Origin of the sequence: Kitasatospora sp. NPDC056273 (assembly GCF_042268845.1) — a bacterium.
Taxonomy (GTDB): Bacteria; Actinomycetota; Actinomycetes; order Streptomycetales; family Streptomycetaceae; genus Kitasatospora.
The window spans coordinates 127,483-143,239 of record NZ_JBHJSJ010000009.1 but is presented as its reverse complement, the minus strand read 5'-3'; the positions used below and the strand labels follow the sequence as shown (position 1 = coordinate 143,239).

Sequence of the window (15,757 nt, the reverse complement as noted above, 5' to 3'; positions counted from 1 at the left end):
GCAGTAGCGTGCCCCGCTCGTTGTTCCGAGCACGGGGCGGGGTGTTCCGTCGGACACCGGTGGGCAGCAGGCAGCCTCGCCGCGGGCCCGGAGTGGGATGACGGACCCTCGCGCTCATCGACACGAGGGTCCGTTCGGGCCCGGGGCCTACATCAGAAGAGGCCCGCGCGCACGTACTGGGTGAGGTTCTCCAGGATCTCCCGCAGCCACGGGCTGCGGACGGCAGGCAGCCGGGCCAGGGTGTGCCGGAACACGCCCTCGTCGGCCCGGAAGGGGTAACGGGCGCGCGGAGCGGGCGGGTCGTCGCGCAGGACGCCGTCGGGCATGCCGCCCGACGCGGGGACGGGCAGGTGCGGCTCGGGGAAGGCCAGCCACCGCCACACCCCGACCGGCAGCGGCACCGGGTACGCGTGGGAGGCCTGAGCGGGCGGGGCCCAGGCTTCTCCCGTCCGGGGGTGGGTCGGGACGAGGAGGATGTCGGCCCCGCTGTCGGGGGCGGGCATTCCCGGTCCGGCCAGGACGGCGCGGCGCGGCGACGGGCCCGCGGGCAGCAGGGCGTCGAGGGCCCGTTGGAACACGTCCGCGGCCGGGCCGTGCGGGACGGTCACCGGACGGCGTTCCGAGGCCGCCAGCAGGTGGGCGAGGGCCCGGCCGGCCGCGGCCTCCCACTGCGGGCTCCACGACCAGAAGTGGCCCGACCCCAGCCGCGGGCCGCCCCACGTGGCGATCGGCTCGAACGGGGGCGTGCCCTTCCCCTCCGCCACCGCCTCCGTCCAGGACAGCGGCGCGACGGGCTCTCCGTCGACGGGGAGGCGACGCACGGCGTCCGGCGCGAGCCACACCGCCTGCCAGAGCGAGCAGTCGTCGACCCGGCTCGCCACCGGCCGACCGCAGGCCGCACAGGCCGTGTTGGGGCCGTCGGCACCGTCGAGGCCGCAGCAGGAGCCGCCGCGCCCCTCCGGGATCAGCAGGGTGTTGCGCGCGTCCCCCGGGGCGATGACGACCGCGCCGGGCGGGCCGTCGGACAGGGCGGGGACCGGCGCGTGGATGCCGCGGGCGGCCGCCTCGTCGGGACGGACCTCCTCCCACCGCCGCCAAAGCGGCCCCCAGGGCTCCGGGTCCACGGCGAACGTGCCGGGTTCCATCAGCACGGGGAGTTGGAGCCCGTTTCCGTACTTCTGGTGGGCGTGGACGGGCAGGGCGACCTGGAACAGTGCGGTGGTCAGCTCGGCCCCGCACCCCGCGCACACAAAAACGAACAACTGTCCTCCGTCTGGGAAACGGAGGCATCCTCGCAGCTCAGGGGCGGCCGGCCAAGCGGGTTTCCGGAGCGGCCCCGTTCGGCACCGGGAGCGGCCCGGCCGCTCCGGGTGCCGAACGGCCCGGGCTGTCCGGGCCGTTCGGCATCGAGCCACGGGGCACCGTCCTTCGCGCGCCTGCGCCGGGTGGGCGGCGCAGCGGTGCGATCGGCGGTGCCCGGGGGCCGGGTCAGGCCTTCCAGGCGCCCCAGTAGACGTCGGCGTTGTTGCCGGAGCCGCTGTCGCGGGTCGTGCGGAACATGCCCTGGGTGGTGCCGTTGTCGTCGTAGCCGTTGGAGCCGGTGTAGGGGTTGTTCCAGTGCAGCCTGACGGTTGCGCCGTTGCGCCAGCCCTCCTCGCAGTTGGACGCCTGGAACGTCACCGAGCCCTCGGTGCCGGTCATGAAGCCGTTGCTCTCCGACTGGAAGACGGCGTCCCCGGTGTTGCCCAGCCACTGCGGCGGCTCCTGGCCCTGGGTCCAGATGCCGTGGGACAGCGAGTAGTCGGTGCGGTTGAGCGTGCAGCCGGTGCCGTTGTGCAGGTGGACCGTGGTGCTGCGGGCGGCCGAGAGGGCGGCCTGGGCGGGGGCCGGGGCGGCCTGGGCGGTGCCGGTGGCGATGGTGCCGAGCCCGATGGCGGTCACCGCGGCCAGCGCGGCGGTACGTGCGGAGATACGCATGGTCTCCCTCGATTCCGTGGGTCGTGGGTGGGTTGCGCGGGCTGTGTTCCGCGCCGTGGTGAACGATCCGGCCGGCCGGTCAACGAACGGTGGACGGCGCGGTGAACGCCGTGACATGTGCGGTTCATCGTTTGTCGACGCGCATGGTGTTCGCGCACCCGGGAGGCCGCGCGCCCGCTTGGCCGCAGCACGCGGGGCGGCCCGGCCCGGCCCGGCCCGGTAGTTGACGACGGCGCTCGCGTGCGGCCAGGAACTCGCAGCGGTCGTCGGCTCAGGAGGGCACGGCGTCGTCGGGCAGGGCGTCGACGACCGCCGCGACGGCCGCCTCCGCGCCGTCGACGTCCTGCAGCCGCCCGTCGTCGAACCGCACCCGGTAGCGGCCGTCGCCGAGTGGCGCGACCCTCGGCAGGTCGTAGGAGATCGGCGGCGCCGCCCGGCGGCTGAAGGTGAGCCAGTACATGCTCCGGCCCGGCGACAGGGCCCGCAGGCGTGGCTGCGCGTGGGCCGCCTCGACGAGTTCCCGCAGGCCGGTTTCGTGCCGGCGCTCGTGCGTGGCGGACTCGCGCAGTCGGCGCCATCGGACCGGCACGGCGTCGCCCCGTTCGTGGGCCTCGGCCAGTTCCCAGGTCCGTAGGAAGGGCCACCGCGCGAGGAGTTCGGCGAGGCGGGCCCCCGCCTGCCAGGTGGCCACCGCCCCGGCGGCCTCGGCGAGGTCGCCGGTGCTGCCGGTGGCCAGGTGGACTCCGCCCGCCCAGCAGCCGACGTCGAAGCTGCGCTCCCTCGCCGTCATCCCGACCCGTGTCGACCGGTCCCCGGTGGTCACCCGCGCCGCCGTCCGGCGCCGGCCCGGCTCGACGGCCGGCTCGCCCCCGAGCCGGAGCCCCGCCCGATCGGCTTGTGCCCGAAGGGCGTTCAGCAGCGACCCGGCCCGCGCCACGTCGGGGTAGTGGGCCGCGTAGGGGCGCAGGGCGTCGTCCTCGTCCGCTGCCGGGACGGGGGTCTGTTCGGGCATGCGGTCGAGTCTGCCAGGCCTCGGCGCCGCTTTCCGGTGATCACGAACGAGTGAACGGACAGCCGCAGGTGGTCGTGCGGTTCGGCGGCAGCGTGTACATCGCCTGACCGTACCGCCCCAAAGGCCCCACTCACGCGGGGTCTGAAATGCCCTCGCCGCGGTCGCCCGGCAGGCCGAACAGCGGCAGGCAGGGCGCCAGTCCGTCGACGGTGACGGGGACCTCGCGCCGCGCCTGCCAGCGCTCCCGGGTGAGCCTCAGCCGCCGCTCCGTCACGCCGCGCCCGCGGACCAGGTGGCGGTCGACGCCGTCGGGTTCGTAGCCGTGCTTGCGCGACACGGCGTACGAGGAGGGGTTGTCCTCGAAGGCGCCCGACACCGCCTCCGTCGCGCCCAGGCCCGCGAAGGCCAGGTGCAGGACGGCGGCGCGCATCTCGGTGCCGATGCCCTGCCGCTGGTGCCGCGCGCCGAGCCAGGAGCCGGTGGAGGCCTGCCGCAGGACGGCGAAGTCGCGGGCGGCGACGGTCTGCAGGCCGACGACCCGGCCGTTCTCGAAGACGGCCAGATTCAGCGCCCAGTCGTCCGGGGACCAGTTGCCCAGGCGCAGCCAGTGGTACTGGACCACGGAGCGGGCGCGCTGGGCCGGGGGGAGGTCGGTCCACGGGACGATGAAGGGCATCCGGTCCGGTTCGTGGACGCCTTGGGCGGCGAGGTCGGCCAGGGCGGCGAGTTCGTCGTCGGCGGGCAGGCGCAGTTCGAGGCGGGGGGGTGCGCAGGCGCAGGCCCAGCAGCGGCCAGTGGTCGGTCAGCATGCGCCATTGTCGGGGGCGGTGGCGGCCGCGGTCATCCGGATTTCCGCGTTCCGGCCTCCGGGCTTTCCCGGCCCTGCTCCGGCGCGCCGCGCGGAGTGGGAAGTCGGCCGGGCCGACTTCCCACTCCCGACCGCTCCCCGCCCGCTCGTCCGCCCTACTCGACGACCTCGGCCTTCACCAGGACCACGTCCTCCTTGGGGACGTCCTGGTGGCCGGCCCTGGAGCACGTGGCGACGGCCCTGATGGCGTCCACGACCTCCTGGCCCTCGACCACCTCGCCGAAGACGGCGTAGCCCCAGCCCTGGGGGTTCTTGCCGCTGTGGTTGAGGAAGTCGTTGTCGGCGACGTTGATGAAGAACTGGGCGGTGGCCGAGTGCGGGTCCCCCGTGCGGGCCATCGCCACCGAGTACTTGACGTTCTTCAGGCCGTTGTCGGCCTCGTTCTCGATGGGCGCGCGGGTCTCCTTCCGCTTCAGTCCGGGCTCCATCCCGCCGCCCTGGACCATGAAGTTGTCGATGACCCGGTGGAAGACCGTCCCGTCGTAGAAGCCGTCCGTGACGTACCGGAGGAAGTTCTCCACCGTCGCCGGGGCCTTCTCCGCGTCGAGGCGCAGGACGATGTCGCCGTGGTTGGTACTCAGTTTGACCTTCGACATGATGACCTCACTGTCTGCATGGTGGCGGCTACGAGAACGCTCACCGCGCATTGTGGCAGGAGGGGCGGCCGGGGCTGCTGAGGTTCCCGTCGTGGCGCCGGGACGCGGGAAGTCGGCCGGGCCGACTTCCCACTCCGGGGGCTTGCGGGAGAACGGCCCCCGCCCGCACTGTGAGTGGGCGATCGACTACGTCCCGTCAGGAAGTGCGCGATGTCCCCTCTCTCCCTTGTCCGCGGCCGCGTGACGGCCGTGGTGTGCGTGCCGCTCCTCGCCCTCGCGGCCCTGATCGCACTCTGCGCCCCGGCACAGGCAGCCCCGGCACAGGCGACCCCGACGCGGGCGACCCCGACGCAGGCGACCCCCGCGCAGGCGAGCGCGAACCGGGCGGCGCCCGGGCCGGTGGCGGCGGAGGGCCACCGGGCCCTGGTCAACTTCGGCACCGTGAAGTGGTTCAACGCCGAGAAGGGGTTCGGCTTCATCACGCCGGACATCCCCGGCCCGGACCTCTTCGTCCACTACTCGAGCATCATCGGGGGCGGGTTCCGGAGCCTGACGGAGGGCGAGCGGGTGGAGTACCAGGTGGAGCAGGGGCCCAAGGGGCCACAGGCCGTGAACGTCATCCCGCTCTGAGCAGGAAACCCGCCACACCGCCCGCCCGGGGCCTCAGTTGGCGAGGCTGAAGTCGCCGCCCACCGGTGCGGCGATCTTGTCGATGCCGGTGAGCGCGGTGAGGGTGGGCACCGGGGTGCTGCTGTCGGTGGTGGTGCCGTCGCCGAGCTGGCCGGAGCCGTTGCTGCCCCAGGAGTGCACGGTGCTGGTGCCCGACAGCGCCACGGTGTGCTCCCGGCCGGCGGCCACCAGGCGGACGTCCGTCAGGCCGGGGACGGTGACGGGCAGGACGCGGAAGACGGTGGTGCCGTCGCCGAGTTGGCCCGCGGTGTTCTGGCCCCAGGCCTTGAGGCGGCTGTCGTCGTCGACCACGGCCATGCTGTGATTGCAGCCGGCCGCGATCTGCGAGACGCCGCCCGACCAGGTCGGCCGGGTGGCGACCGGGGTGAAGCGGTTGATGGTGGTGTTGTCGCCGAGCTGGCCGGTGGCGTTGTAGCCCCAGGCCTTCACCGAGGCGCCGGCGCCCGGCTTGCCGACCAGGACGAGGTTGTGGCCGGCCCCGGCGGCGATCCGGCTCACGCCGGTCAGGCCGCTGACCGGCGCCGGGAGGCCGCGACTCGACGAAGTCCCGTCGCCCAGCTGGCCGTTGCCGTTGTATCCCCAGGCCCACACGGTGCCGTCCTCGCGCAGCGCCAGGCTGTGGTGGAGGCCGGCGGCGATGGCGACGACCTTGTGCAGGCCCTCGACCCGGACCGGGACGCCGCTGTCGGAGTTCGTCCCGTTGCCGAGCTGGCCGTGGGTGTTCTGTCCCCAGGCCACCACGGTGCCGTCGGCGAGCAGGGCGAGGCTGTGCGCGCCGCCGGCCGCGATGTCGGTGGCGTCGGAGACGTCGACCACCTGGCCGGGGGCGTTGTGGCTGAACACGGTGCCGTCGCCGAGCTGGCCCGAGCCGTTGACGCCCCAGGACTGCACCGTACGGTCCGTCAGCAGGGCCAGCCCGTACCCGAGGCTCGCACCGGCGCCGCCGGCGGCGATCTTCACCACCTCGGTGCTGGTGAGCCCGAGGACGGTGGTGGCCGTGGTGCGGAGGTCGGCCCAGGTGCCGTCCCCGAGCTGGCCGGAGCGGTTGTTGCCCCAGGACTTCAGGCGCTTCTCTGCCATGCGACGATGCCTCTTAACTGATGTGACAATAAGTCAAATCGTCGACACGTCAGGACGGTTGACGAGTCCGCGATCATGGCCCGACGCTACCCACGCGCCCGCCGCCCGCACCGGAAGCCGCCACGCGGCCACCCGAACGGGTGATGGACCCCCGCAGCCCGGCACCGGCCGCGACCCCGCACGCATTCCACACACCCCTGCCGTTGTGTATACGGCCCGTCACCCCTAGTGTCGGCGGTCTCCGCGCGCGGGGCAGCGCGCGGAGACCGTCACGCCTTGAGGAGGGCAAGCCCGTGGCCGACACCTTCGTGCCCATGGAGCCGACCGCGTACGTCACGCGACGGAACCTGGCCGGCGCCAAGGAACTCCCCGACGCCCCGGCCGACTTCGAGAACGCCCAACGCGGCCTGCTCGCCACCCCGCCCTACCGGGCCCTGCCGTCCCTGGACGGCGAGGAGGCGGTCTGGCACTTCCACGCCTTCGACTTCCACACCTCCGACACCCCCGCCGACGCCGACTCCCCGGTGGCGGCGCCGCTGCGCCGCCAGGGCCTACTCGCCCTCCCCTCGGGCCTGTTCCGGGTCGCCGACGGCCTCTACCAGGTGCGCGGCTTCGACCTCGCCAACCTGACCGTCGTCACCGGCCCCCGCGCCCTGCTGGTGATCGACCCGCTCGGCTCGTACGAGACGGCCCGCGCCGCCCTGGCCCTGTACCGCTCCACCACCGGGGACACCCGCCCGGTGCGGGCCGTGGTCCACACCCAGAGCGGGGTGGACCACTTCGGCGGCGTGCGCGGGCTGTTCACCGGATCCCGCACCGGCCCGCCCGCCGGACCGCCCGCCGACCTCGCGGTGTACGCGCCCGACGGGTTCCTCGCCGACGCGGTGCTGCGCCAGGTCACCGAGGGCGCCCGGCAGGCCCGCCTGGTCGACTACGCCTACGGCACCCGGCTCGGCATCGGCCCGCTCGCCCTGGCCGGCTCCGACCTCGGCCGCACCGTCTCCACCGGCCGGCCGGACTTCCTCGCCCCCACCGACACCGTCGGCGGCCCGCTGTCCGCCCCGACGCCCCGGGCCCACTGGCCCGCCTGGACCGGGATCCCCTGGCAGGAGGGCCTGTACGCGGTCGAGGCCGCCGGGGTGCGGATGGTCCTGCGGCCCGCGGGCGGGCACGCCTCCCCCGCCGAACTGAACCTCTACCTGCCCGCGCAGCGCGCCGTGTACCTGGCCGGCGCCGGACTGCTCGGCGCCCCCGGCCCGGCCCGCGCCGAACTGCTGGACGCCACCGCCGCCGCCTTCGGCACCCCGGCCGAGGTCGGACTCGGCGCCTACGGGCACCCGGTGTGGGGCGCCCCGTACGTGTCCGCGTGGCTGGCCGCCCACCGCGCCGCCGCCGGCGCCCTGCCCGACGCCGGCGCCGTCGCCCCGCTGCTCGCCGCCCCCGGCCACCTGGACACCCCCTCCCGCACCGTGCGCGAGGTGTGGGCGCGCCTGACCGGCACCGCCCTGGGCGCCGCCCGGCCGGCCGTCACCGCCCGGGCGCAGCTCGCGGCCGCGGACGGCGCGCACCGGGACGGCACGGAACGGTACGGCTCCGAACAGGACGGCGCGCGGCGGGCGGTGGACGCGGCGCAGCGCGCGTACGACGGCGGGGGCGGTGGTGGCGGGGGCGCGGTGCCGGACTACGCGCGGGCGGTGCTGCTGCTGGACCCGGTGGTCGGCGCCTGCGCGATCCCGTCGGCCGTCCCGGCGCCGGTGGAGCGGCGGGCGCGGGCGCTGCAGTCGGCGGCGCTCACCCAGCTCGGCTACCTCGCCGCGCACGGGCGGCTGCGCAACGCGCTGCTGACGGCGGCCCGTGACGTCCTCGGCCCCGGCGCGGTGGCACCCCGCTTCGCGGCGACGGTCCACGACCTGGCGGTGTGCGCGGACCCGCTCGCGATCTGAGGCACGCGCACGGGGTCGGACGCGTCCGTCTCCGGGTCGTTCAGGAGCCGGACGCCACCTGGGCGTTGACGTCCTTGAGGAACTCGGCGACGGGACGCCCGAGCAGCTCCGCGCTGTCGACGGAGACGCCGTAACGGTTCTCCACGTCGGCGAGGACGCCCAGCACGCCGAGCGAGTCGACGCCGAGGTCGAGGAACATGCGGCCCGGTTCGGCGAGTTCCTCGGCGGTGACCTGGACGCCGGCGCGGGTCCTGACCAGGGTGGCGAGTTCCTCGTAGGTGATCTCGGCGGCCATCGGGCCCTCCTCGGGGTGCGTGGGGCGGCAGGGCCGGAGGGTGGCGGATCGCTCAACGGGAGGCCCTGTGGGCGCAGTTGTACGTGGTCGAAAGGCGTCCGGTCCAGCTCGTTCACTCGTACGCGTGAGGCCTTCACGGGGATGGTCGGAACGGCCCGCCCCGGCCCGCCCCCGCGGCCCCGACCGCGCCGCCGGGCACCTCCTCGCCCCGCTGACCGGGCCGCTGGAGCACCGGCCGGACGCGGACGTGCGGGAGATCGCCGCCGAGGCGGTGGACGTCTTCCCGCACGCCCACGGCACCTGAGCCCCGGGGCCGGGGAATCCGGGGCCGGGGCACCCGGACGGCGGGCGGGCTCCCGTGGGGCGGCGGGTGCGTCCGCCCGTACCGCGCCGCCTGGACGACGGGGCGCCGCGCGGCCGGGCGTGGTTCGCTGGAGGGGCGGGCGCCGAGCGCGCGCCCGCCCCCGCTGCGAAGCACCCCGTTCTCCGAAGGGCCGTGGTCATGATCTCCTCCTCCCTCGCGGGCAGGGTCGCGCTGGTGACCGGCGCGACGAGCGGCATCGGCGCGGCCACCGCGACCGCGCTGGCCGAGCAGGGCGCGCACGTGCTGGTCGCGGGCCGGGACGCGGCACGCGGCGAGGCGGTGGTGGCCGCGATCCGGGCGGGCGGCGGCAGGGCCGACTTCGTCGCCGCCGAGCTGCGCGACGTCGCCGCGGTGCGGCGCCTCGCCCGGACGGCCACCGCGCTGGGCGGCGGCCGGGTGGACATCCTGGTCAACAACGCCGGCGTCTACCCGTTCGGGCCGACCGAGGGGACGACCGAGGAGGAGTTCGACGCCGTCTACGCGCTCAACGTGCGGGCGCCCTACTTCCTGGTGGCCGAGCTGGCCCCGGCGATGGCCGCGCGCGGCGCCGGGGCGATCGTCAACATCAGCACCCAGGCCGCCTCGCACGGCGCGCCGGGCATGTCCCTGTACGGCTCCAGCAAGGCGGCGGTCAACCTGCTGACCCGCACCTGGGCCGCCGAGTACGGGCCGCGCGGCGTGCGGGTCAACGCCGTCGGCGCGGGGCCCACCCGTACCGAGGGCACGGCGGTCATGGGCGAGGGCCTCAGCGACATGGCGGCCGAGGCGCCGGCGGGCCGGCCCGCCGAGGCCGAGGAGATCGCCGCCGCGGTCGTCTTCCTGGCCGGCGACGCGGCGGGCTTCGTCCACGGCGCCCTCCTGCCGGTGGACGGCGGGCGCACCGCGGTCTGAACACCCCCCGGGCCTCAGGCCCCGGGCCCGGGCCCGTCAGGCGATGCGGTGGGCCAGGCCCGGGTACTCGGCGACCAGGCCGTCCGCGTCCAGCAGCAGGTCCGCCCGGTAGTCGCCGGAGGCGTAGCGGACGGTGGCGCGGCCGTCCTCGTGGCGGCGCAGGTGGGTGTAGGTCTGGCGGGAGGGCACGACGACCAGCTCGGGCACGCGGATCCAGGCCATCAGGAAGTGGTGCTCGCCGGGGCCCAGGTGGAGGCCGTGGCGCAGCACGGGCGGGGTGTTGGTGAGCGGGGACAGGCCGAGGTCGCAGTCGAGGGCGCCGTCGAGATCGGGTCGGGGGGTGCCGTCGACGGTCCAGTGGCCGGTGGTCTCGTCGCGGCGCAGGTCGAGGGTGCGGGTGGTGTCGGGGGTGCGGGCGGTGACGTGCATGCGGCGGGTGGTGAAGCCGTCGCCGGTGTCGAGCCGGTAGTCGAGCCAGTACGGGGCGGGCTCGGCGGCGGCGGCGCGGCCGTGGGCGGTCAGGGAGGTGGGGCCGAGGTCGATCCAGGAGGTCTCCAGGCCGGCGGTCTCGGTGACCCGCCAGGTGGGTGCGGCGGTGCGGGTGGCGGCGTGTTCGGCGGGGCGGTTCGGGTCGGGGGCGGTGCTGCTGTTCATTCGTGCACGGTACTGCCGGGTGCCGACAGCGGGCCCGACGGGCCGTCAACACGGGGGGCTCCTTCGTTCGGGTGAGGGCGGGGGCGGGGCGTGCCTCGTGCGGGGCGGGGCGGGGCGTGCGGTGGCGGCGAGCGCCGTCCCGGGCTCTCCATAATCGCGTGGGTGATCACATCCTGTGACGAAGCGGTGGCCCGGCTGCGGGCCCTGCCCGGACTGTCGTGCTGTGCCCGTCCCCTGAACGTGCTGCCGCTGCTGCGCACCGGCTGCCTGTCCGCGGTGGTGAGCGTGGAGGGCCCGGACACGGGCTGGGCGGGCGAGTTCGGGGCCTCCTTCCACGCGCTGGAACCGGAGCGGGGGGTGCGCGACCACACCCCGGCGGGGGCCGGGGTCCACACGGTGCTCCGCGCGCTCGCCAGCACCCTGGACGAGGCCGGGGGCGCGGGCGCGGCGGGTGGCGGCTGGCGGGGCCGGGAACTGGCGCTGCTGCCCTACTCGGCGATGAAACCCGAGTGGCGCACGGCACTCGGCGTGCTCGGCACCCGCCTGCTGGAGCCGCCCTCGCACGTGGCCCTGCCGATGCTGAGCGACAAGCGGGCGCAGCGCGCGTGGCTGCGGTCGGTGGGGGCCGCGACCCCGGCGGACGCGGTGGTCCCGGCGCTCGACCACCGGGAGCTGCGCCGCCGCTTCGGCTCCCCCTACGTGGTGCAGACGCCGGTGGGCTCCAGCGGCAAGGGCACCCACCTGGTCGTCGACGAGGCGGACCTGCAGCCGATCCGCCAAGTCGGCGGCGGGCCCTGGCTGGTGAGCGGCTACGTCGAGGGCGTCGCGCTCAACGTGCACGTGCTGGTGTCGGCGGACAGCACGGTGCGGGTGCTGCGCCCGTCCGTCCAGCTGACCCGTATCGAGGGTGTCGGCGCGCCCTTCGGCGCCTACTCCGGCTGCGACTTCGCGGCCCCCGCCCTGCTGGCGCCGCTCGCCCTGGCCCGGGCCGCCGCCGCGGCGCGGCGCGTCGGCGAGGCGCTGGCCGCGCTCGGCTACCGGGGCCTGTTCGGTGCCGACTTCGTCCTGGACGGCGAGCGTCCGCTGCTGCTGGAGCTCAACTGCCGTATGCAGGGCTCGACCTGGCTGCTGGGCGAGCTGGAGTTGGCCGAGCGCGCGCTGCCGTCCGCACTGCGGCACGTGCTGGAGCTCTACGGCCACGCCACCGGCGGCGAGCCGCGTACGGACGCGGCGGGCGCCGTGCAGCTGGTGGTGCGGCACACCGGCGCCCCGGTGCGGGTGGCGGCGGCGCCCGCCGGCGGCCTGCACCGGCTCAAGGACGGGCGGCTGCGGTACTGCGGTGCCGGGTTCGGCCTGCTGGAGTGCGGGCCCGACGACTGCGTGCTGCTGCAACTCCCCTCCCCCGGCATGGTGTTGCACCCGGGTGTGCCGCTCGCCCGGATCGTCGCCCGGCATCCGCTGACCACCCCCGACGGCACCGCGCTCACCGCGCCAGGACGCAAGCTGCTGGACGCGCTGCGCGCGGGCTTCGTCCTCGAACCCCTCGAACCGTACGGCCTGCCCGGGCCTTCCGGCCCCGCCGCCGTCCCCTCCGCCTCCGCGGGTCCCTCCGCCGCCGCCCCCTGCGCGCCGTGGTGAACCCGCGCCCCGACCCGCGGTCCGACCCGCGGTCCGACCCGCTGTACGTCCGCACCGCGGTGCCCGCCGACCTGCCCCGGCTGGCCGCCCTGCGCGCGGAGGCCGCCGCGTGGATCGCCCTGGAGCACGGCTCGGCCCAGTGGTCGGACCCGTACGACGCCCAGCGCGGCCTGGCGCTGATCGCCCTCGGCCTGACCGTGGTCGCCGCGCTGTCGCCGCACGGCGAGGCCGTCGCCACCCTCACGCTGCGCCCCACCGGCAGCCCCCGGCTGTGGACCGGCGAGGAACTCGCCCTCCCGGCCCGCTACGTGAGCTCCTTCACGGTGGACCGCCGGTACGCCGGGCACGGCATCGGCACCCGCCTGGGCGACTGGGCCTCCTGGCGGGCCGCGCGGGCGGGCGCCGCCCTGCTGCGGGCGAACGTGTGGAGCGACAACGCCGCCCTGCACGCCTACTACCGCGCACGGGGCTGGCGTTGGGTGCGCACCGCGGCCGGCAGCCGCAGCGGCGCCCTGTTCGAGCGCGCCGCGGACGCGGTGGCGCCGCCGCTGGTCCACGAGGCGGGCCGCCTGCGGGCGTGACCCCCCGGCGTCCGGACGGCGCGGGCCGGTCGGTCGGTCAGCACGGTGTCAGCGCGCCCGGACAGCATGGCCGGTGAGCCGGCGAGAGCGCACGGCCGGGACAGGACGACGGGACAGGAAGAGGAGACGAGGCATGAGCATCAGCCGCAGGTCCGTGCTGCGGACCGCCGCGGCCGCCGTTCCCGCCCTCGCGTGGGGCGCGGCGGCGCCCACCGGGGCGGCGGCGGCCACCGCCCGGGAGCGGTCGGCACCGCGGGAACAGGCGACGCCGCAGTGGCAGGTGACGCCGTTCCCGCTGCGGAACGACTTCGGCGTCAGCGGCCTGGCGATGACCGGCGCCGCGGCCGGCTTCGCCGTCGGGTACCAGGTCGCCTTCTGGGGGCCGGTCCCGTACGACGTGCCCGCGGTGTGGAGCTGGGACGGAGCCCGGTGGACGGAGGTCGAGGGCGCGGTCACCGGGGCCAGCGGCCGGCTGTACGCCGCCACCGCGGCCGGCCCGGCCGACGTGTGGGCCGTGGGCGACAGCGGGCTGGCCGTCCACTGGGACGGGCAGGGCTGGAGCCGGAGCACGGTGCCCGGCACCGCCGGCGGCGCGTTCTCCGGCTTCGCCGTGGCCGGGGCCGGGAGCGCCGTCTGGGCGGTGGGCCGGGCCGGCTCGTCCGCTGCCGCCGCGCGGTGGAACGGCTCGTCCTGGGAGGGCGCCGCCCTCCCGCTGCCGCCCGGCACCTCCCAGCTCACCGCGGTGCGGGTCGCCGGGCCCGGCGACGTCTGGGCGGCCGGCGACTACCAGGCGTCCTCCGGCGCGCTGTACCGGCCGTTCGTCGTGCACTGGGACGGCAGCGCCTGGTCCCAGGTGGCCGCGCCGTCGTACCCGAACCTCGACGTGCGGGTGCTCGACCTGCTGGTCGCGGGCCCCTCCGAGGTGTGGCTGGCCGGCGGCACCGGCCGGTACAGCCAGTCCGGCCTCCGGAACGCCTTCGCCACCCGCTGGGACGGCACCGCCTGGAACGGCACCCGCACGCCGCCGGCCACCGACCCGCACTACTTCCTCGGGCTGTCCCTGCGCGGCACGGAGGTCTGGGGCGTGGGCTACGGCGGAGACTCCCCCGTCCAGCGGTGGACCGGGTCCTCCTGGGCGGTGGCCCCCGCCCCGTTCGCCTTCACCCAACCGGGCGTGTTCACCACCGGCCCGGACGGCACCACCTGGCTCTTCGGCTACGGCGCCCCGGACGCCAGGACCGGGGCGGACCCCTTCACCGCGCGGCTGCCCGCGAGCTGACGCCCCGCCCGCCGCCACCGGGCCGCGCCCCCGCCCGCGCCCGCCCGGGTGGCGCAGCGGGGCGGGCCGGGGGCGGGCGGGCGTGCTAGCAATGGCCGAGGGGGTCGGGGGGTGTCCCCGCGCAGCCCGCCCGACCTCGGAGGCCGTCTTGTCGCACCACCTCAGCGGACCGAACCTGCGCTCACCCGAGGGTGACGCGCGCCTGGACCTGACCGACCTGTTCGCCTTCGCCGCGCCGGAGCCGGGCCGGACGGTGCTGATCATGAACGTCAACCCGGTCGCGCCGTCCGGCGGGCAGGCCTTCCACCCGCAGGCGGTGTACCGGATCGACATCGACACCGACGGGGACCGGCGGGCCGACCTCGCGTACAGCTTCACCTTCTCCGAGCCGCGGGACGGGGCGCAGACCATGACGGTGCGGCGGGCCGCCGGCGAGGGGGCGCGCGGGCTGGAGGCGGTCGGCGAGGTGCTGGTGGCGGACGCGCCGGTGAGCTTCACGGGCACGCCCGCGGTGGTGGAGGCGGGGGCGCACCGGGTCAGCGCGGGGCTGCGCAGCGACCCGTTCTTCGCGGACCTGGACGGGATCGTGAAGGACTTCCAGTGGACGGGGGTGGACTGGGGCGCGGACAAGAACGTGTTCGGGATCGTGCTGGAGGCGCCGGACGCGCGGTTCGGGCCGGCGCCGGAGATCGGGGTGTGGGCGCGGGTGAGCGTGCGCAAGGACGGGCACCTGGTGTCGGTGGACCGCGGTGCGCACCCGTCGCTGACGGCGTACTTCAACGAGGAGGACGCCAAGGAGGCGTACAACGCCGGGGATCCGGTGGACGACTGGGAGAACTACCGGGAGCCGTGGACGGCGAAGCTGCAGCACTTCGGCGGGTACACCACGGACGCGGCCGAGGCCCAGCTGCGGATCGTCCTGCCGGACATCCTGCGCTACGACCGCGCCCGCCCGGCCGGCTACCCGAACGGTCGCACGCTGAGCGACGACGTCACCTCGGCGCGGCTGACGATGCTCACCGACGGCAAGGTGCCCGGCGACCACATCGGCCCGCACACCGACCTGCTGCCCGCCTTCCCGTACCTGGGCCACCCGCACTGAGCCCGCCGGGCCCCCGGCGCCCCGGCTGCGGACGCGCCCGCCGCCCCGCCGCGGGCGCCCCGTAGGGTGGCGGCATGTCCCTTCCCGTGGAGCTGGTGGTCTTCGACTGCGACGGTGTGCTGCTCGACAGTGAGCGGCTGGCCGTGCGGGTGGACGAGCGGGTGCTCGCGGAGGTGGGGTGGCCGCTGTCGCAGGAGGAGATCGTCGAGCGGTTCCTGGGCCGTTCGCACGCGTTCATGACCGCCGAGATCGAGGCGCACGCGAGCGTGCCGCTGGAGCCGGGCTGGGACAAGCGCTTCCAGCACCTGTACGACGAGGTGTTCGCCGCCGAACTCGCCCCCGTGGAGGGGGTGGTGGAGGCGCTGGCGGCCCTGGAGCGGGCCGGGGTGGCGGACTGCGTGGCGTCCTCCAGCAGCCATGCGCGGCTGCGCTCCACGCTCGGGCGGACCGGGCTGCTGCCGCGTTTCGCCGGGCGGGTCTTCAGCTCCGAGGACGTGGAGCGCGGCAAGCCCGCCCCGGACCTGTTCCTGCACGCGGCCGCCACGATGGGCGTCGAGCCGGCGGCGTGCCTGGTGGTCGAGGACAGCAAGTACGGGGTGGCCGCGGCGCGGGCGGCGGGGATGCGGTCGCTCGGCTTCCACGGCGGCCTGACGCCCGAGGCGTGGCTGGCGGGGCCCGGCACCCGGACCTTCGCGGACATGCGGGAGCTGCCGGCGCTGGTCGCCGGGGCGGCCTCGCTCCCGCTGCCGTAGCTCCGTGGCGGGCCCCGGTTCCGACTGCGGCTCCG

The 15,757-nt window shown here is 76.0% G+C and carries 17 protein-coding genes; 9 read left to right on the top strand and 8 right to left on the bottom strand.

From position 1 onward, the window contains the following. Nucleotides 1-152 precede the first annotated feature (152 nt). From ACFCY1_RS11400 to ACFCY1_RS11380, 5 genes are all read right to left on the bottom strand, one after another. Nucleotides 153-1,262 carry a hypothetical protein gene (locus ACFCY1_RS11400; protein WP_375874297.1) on the bottom strand — a complete coding sequence of 370 codons (1,110 nt, stop codon included), beginning with the start codon at nt 1,260-1,262 and terminating at the stop codon, nt 153-155. A gap of 226 nt (nt 1,263-1,488) precedes the next feature. After that, nucleotides 1,489-1,977 carry a hypothetical protein gene (locus ACFCY1_RS11395; RefSeq protein WP_079271797.1) on the bottom strand — a complete coding sequence of 163 codons (489 nt, stop codon included), beginning with the start codon at nt 1,975-1,977 and terminating at the stop codon, nt 1,489-1,491. Between the two features lie 271 nt (nt 1,978-2,248). Further along, nucleotides 2,249-2,989, bottom strand: coding sequence for a DUF6193 family natural product biosynthesis protein (locus ACFCY1_RS11390; protein ID WP_375874296.1), 741 nt, complete (start codon nt 2,987-2,989; stop codon nt 2,249-2,251). Between the two features lie 130 nt (nt 2,990-3,119). After that, nucleotides 3,120-3,707, bottom strand: a complete 588-nt coding sequence (locus ACFCY1_RS11385) for a GNAT family N-acetyltransferase (RefSeq protein WP_375874361.1) — start codon at nt 3,705-3,707, stop codon at nt 3,120-3,122. A gap of 245 nt (nt 3,708-3,952) precedes the next feature. Continuing rightward, nucleotides 3,953-4,453, bottom strand: coding sequence for a peptidylprolyl isomerase (locus ACFCY1_RS11380; protein WP_375874295.1), 501 nt, complete (start codon nt 4,451-4,453; stop codon nt 3,953-3,955). A 423-nt stretch (nt 4,454-4,876) separates the two neighbouring features. Here ACFCY1_RS11380 and ACFCY1_RS11375 point away from each other — a divergent pair, with 423 nt between their 5' ends. Further along, entirely contained in the window at nt 4,877-5,083 is a 207-nt protein-coding gene (locus ACFCY1_RS11375) for a cold-shock protein (RefSeq protein WP_375874360.1), read from the top strand. Between the two features lie 33 nt (nt 5,084-5,116). Here the strand turns inward: ACFCY1_RS11375 and ACFCY1_RS11370 are convergent, their stop codons facing one another. Beyond that, nucleotides 5,117-6,223: an RCC1 domain-containing protein gene (locus tag ACFCY1_RS11370; protein WP_375874294.1), complete on the bottom strand. Its 1,107-nt coding sequence runs from the start codon at nt 6,221-6,223 to the stop codon at nt 5,117-5,119. Nucleotides 6,224-6,516: 293 nt separating this feature from the next. Between ACFCY1_RS11370 and ACFCY1_RS11365 the strand changes: the two genes are divergently transcribed. Further along, the gene (locus tag ACFCY1_RS11365) at nt 6,517-8,166 is read left to right on the top strand and encodes a hypothetical protein (protein WP_375874293.1); all 1,650 of its coding nucleotides are present in this window, start codon (nt 6,517-6,519) and stop codon (nt 8,164-8,166) included. Between the two features lie 40 nt (nt 8,167-8,206). On the opposite strand, the gene ACFCY1_RS11360 is transcribed toward ACFCY1_RS11365, so the two are convergent. Beyond that, nucleotides 8,207-8,461, bottom strand: coding sequence for an acyl carrier protein (locus ACFCY1_RS11360; RefSeq protein ID WP_049661285.1), 255 nt, complete (start codon nt 8,459-8,461; stop codon nt 8,207-8,209). 124 nt (nt 8,462-8,585) lie between these two features. Between ACFCY1_RS11360 and ACFCY1_RS11355 the strand changes: the two genes are divergently transcribed. Next, nucleotides 8,586-8,765 carry a hypothetical protein gene (locus ACFCY1_RS11355; protein ID WP_375874292.1) on the top strand — a complete coding sequence of 60 codons (180 nt, stop codon included), beginning with the start codon at nt 8,586-8,588 and terminating at the stop codon, nt 8,763-8,765. A gap of 198 nt (nt 8,766-8,963) precedes the next feature. After that, nucleotides 8,964-9,716, top strand: a complete 753-nt coding sequence (locus ACFCY1_RS11350) for an SDR family NAD(P)-dependent oxidoreductase (protein ID WP_375874291.1) — start codon at nt 8,964-8,966, stop codon at nt 9,714-9,716. Between the two features lie 36 nt (nt 9,717-9,752). On the opposite strand, the gene ACFCY1_RS11345 is transcribed toward ACFCY1_RS11350, so the two are convergent. Next, on the bottom strand, nt 9,753-10,370 hold the full coding sequence (locus ACFCY1_RS11345; RefSeq protein WP_375874290.1) for a putative glycolipid-binding domain-containing protein: 618 nt from the start codon (nt 10,368-10,370) through the stop codon (nt 9,753-9,755). Nucleotides 10,371-10,532: 162 nt separating this feature from the next. Between ACFCY1_RS11345 and ACFCY1_RS11340 the strand changes: the two genes are divergently transcribed. From ACFCY1_RS11340 to ACFCY1_RS11320, 5 genes are all read left to right on the top strand, one after another. Beyond that, nucleotides 10,533-12,008: an ATP-grasp domain-containing protein gene (locus ACFCY1_RS11340; protein ID WP_375874289.1), complete on the top strand. Its 1,476-nt coding sequence runs from the start codon at nt 10,533-10,535 to the stop codon at nt 12,006-12,008. Beyond that, on the top strand, nt 12,002-12,589 hold the full coding sequence (locus ACFCY1_RS11335; RefSeq protein ID WP_117485289.1) for a GNAT family N-acetyltransferase: 588 nt from the start codon (nt 12,002-12,004) through the stop codon (nt 12,587-12,589). Before ACFCY1_RS11340 ends, ACFCY1_RS11335 begins: the two co-directional genes overlap by 7 nt. 133 nt (nt 12,590-12,722) lie before the next feature. Beyond that, nucleotides 12,723-13,868, top strand: a complete 1,146-nt coding sequence (locus tag ACFCY1_RS11330) for a hypothetical protein (protein WP_375874288.1) — start codon at nt 12,723-12,725, stop codon at nt 13,866-13,868. 148 nt (nt 13,869-14,016) lie between these two features. Further along, nucleotides 14,017-14,970 carry a DUF4331 family protein gene (locus tag ACFCY1_RS11325; protein WP_375874287.1) on the top strand — a complete coding sequence of 318 codons (954 nt, stop codon included), beginning with the start codon at nt 14,017-14,019 and terminating at the stop codon, nt 14,968-14,970. Between the two features lie 74 nt (nt 14,971-15,044). Further along, the gene (locus ACFCY1_RS11320) at nt 15,045-15,722 is read left to right on the top strand and encodes an HAD family hydrolase (protein ID WP_375874286.1); all 678 of its coding nucleotides are present in this window, start codon (nt 15,045-15,047) and stop codon (nt 15,720-15,722) included. Nucleotides 15,723-15,757 lie beyond the last annotated feature (35 nt).

Bases quoted from the DNA above. Each gene is read 5' to 3' on its own strand.
- ACFCY1_RS11350 (WP_375874291.1), top strand. From the start codon at position 8,964: ATGATCTCCTCCTCCCTCGCGGGCAGGGTCGCGCTGGTGACCGGCGCG.
- ACFCY1_RS11320 (WP_375874286.1), top strand. From the start codon at position 15,045: ATGTCCCTTCCCGTGGAGCTGGTGGTCTTCGACTGCGACGGTGTGCTG.
- ACFCY1_RS11395 (WP_079271797.1), bottom strand. From the start codon at position 1,977: ATGCGTATCTCCGCACGTACCGCCGCGCTGGCCGCGGTGACCGCCATC.
- ACFCY1_RS11390 (WP_375874296.1), bottom strand. From the start codon at position 2,989: ATGCCCGAACAGACCCCCGTCCCGGCAGCGGACGAGGACGACGCCCTG.
- ACFCY1_RS11330 (WP_375874288.1), top strand. From the start codon at position 12,723: ATGAGCATCAGCCGCAGGTCCGTGCTGCGGACCGCCGCGGCCGCCGTT.
- ACFCY1_RS11380 (WP_375874295.1), bottom strand. From the start codon at position 4,453: ATGTCGAAGGTCAAACTGAGTACCAACCACGGCGACATCGTCCTGCGC.
- ACFCY1_RS11360 (WP_049661285.1), bottom strand. From the start codon at position 8,461: ATGGCCGCCGAGATCACCTACGAGGAACTCGCCACCCTGGTCAGGACC.
- ACFCY1_RS11345 (WP_375874290.1), bottom strand. From the start codon at position 10,370: ATGAACAGCAGCACCGCCCCCGACCCGAACCGCCCCGCCGAACACGCC.
- ACFCY1_RS11370 (WP_375874294.1), bottom strand. From the start codon at position 6,223: ATGGCAGAGAAGCGCCTGAAGTCCTGGGGCAACAACCGCTCCGGCCAG.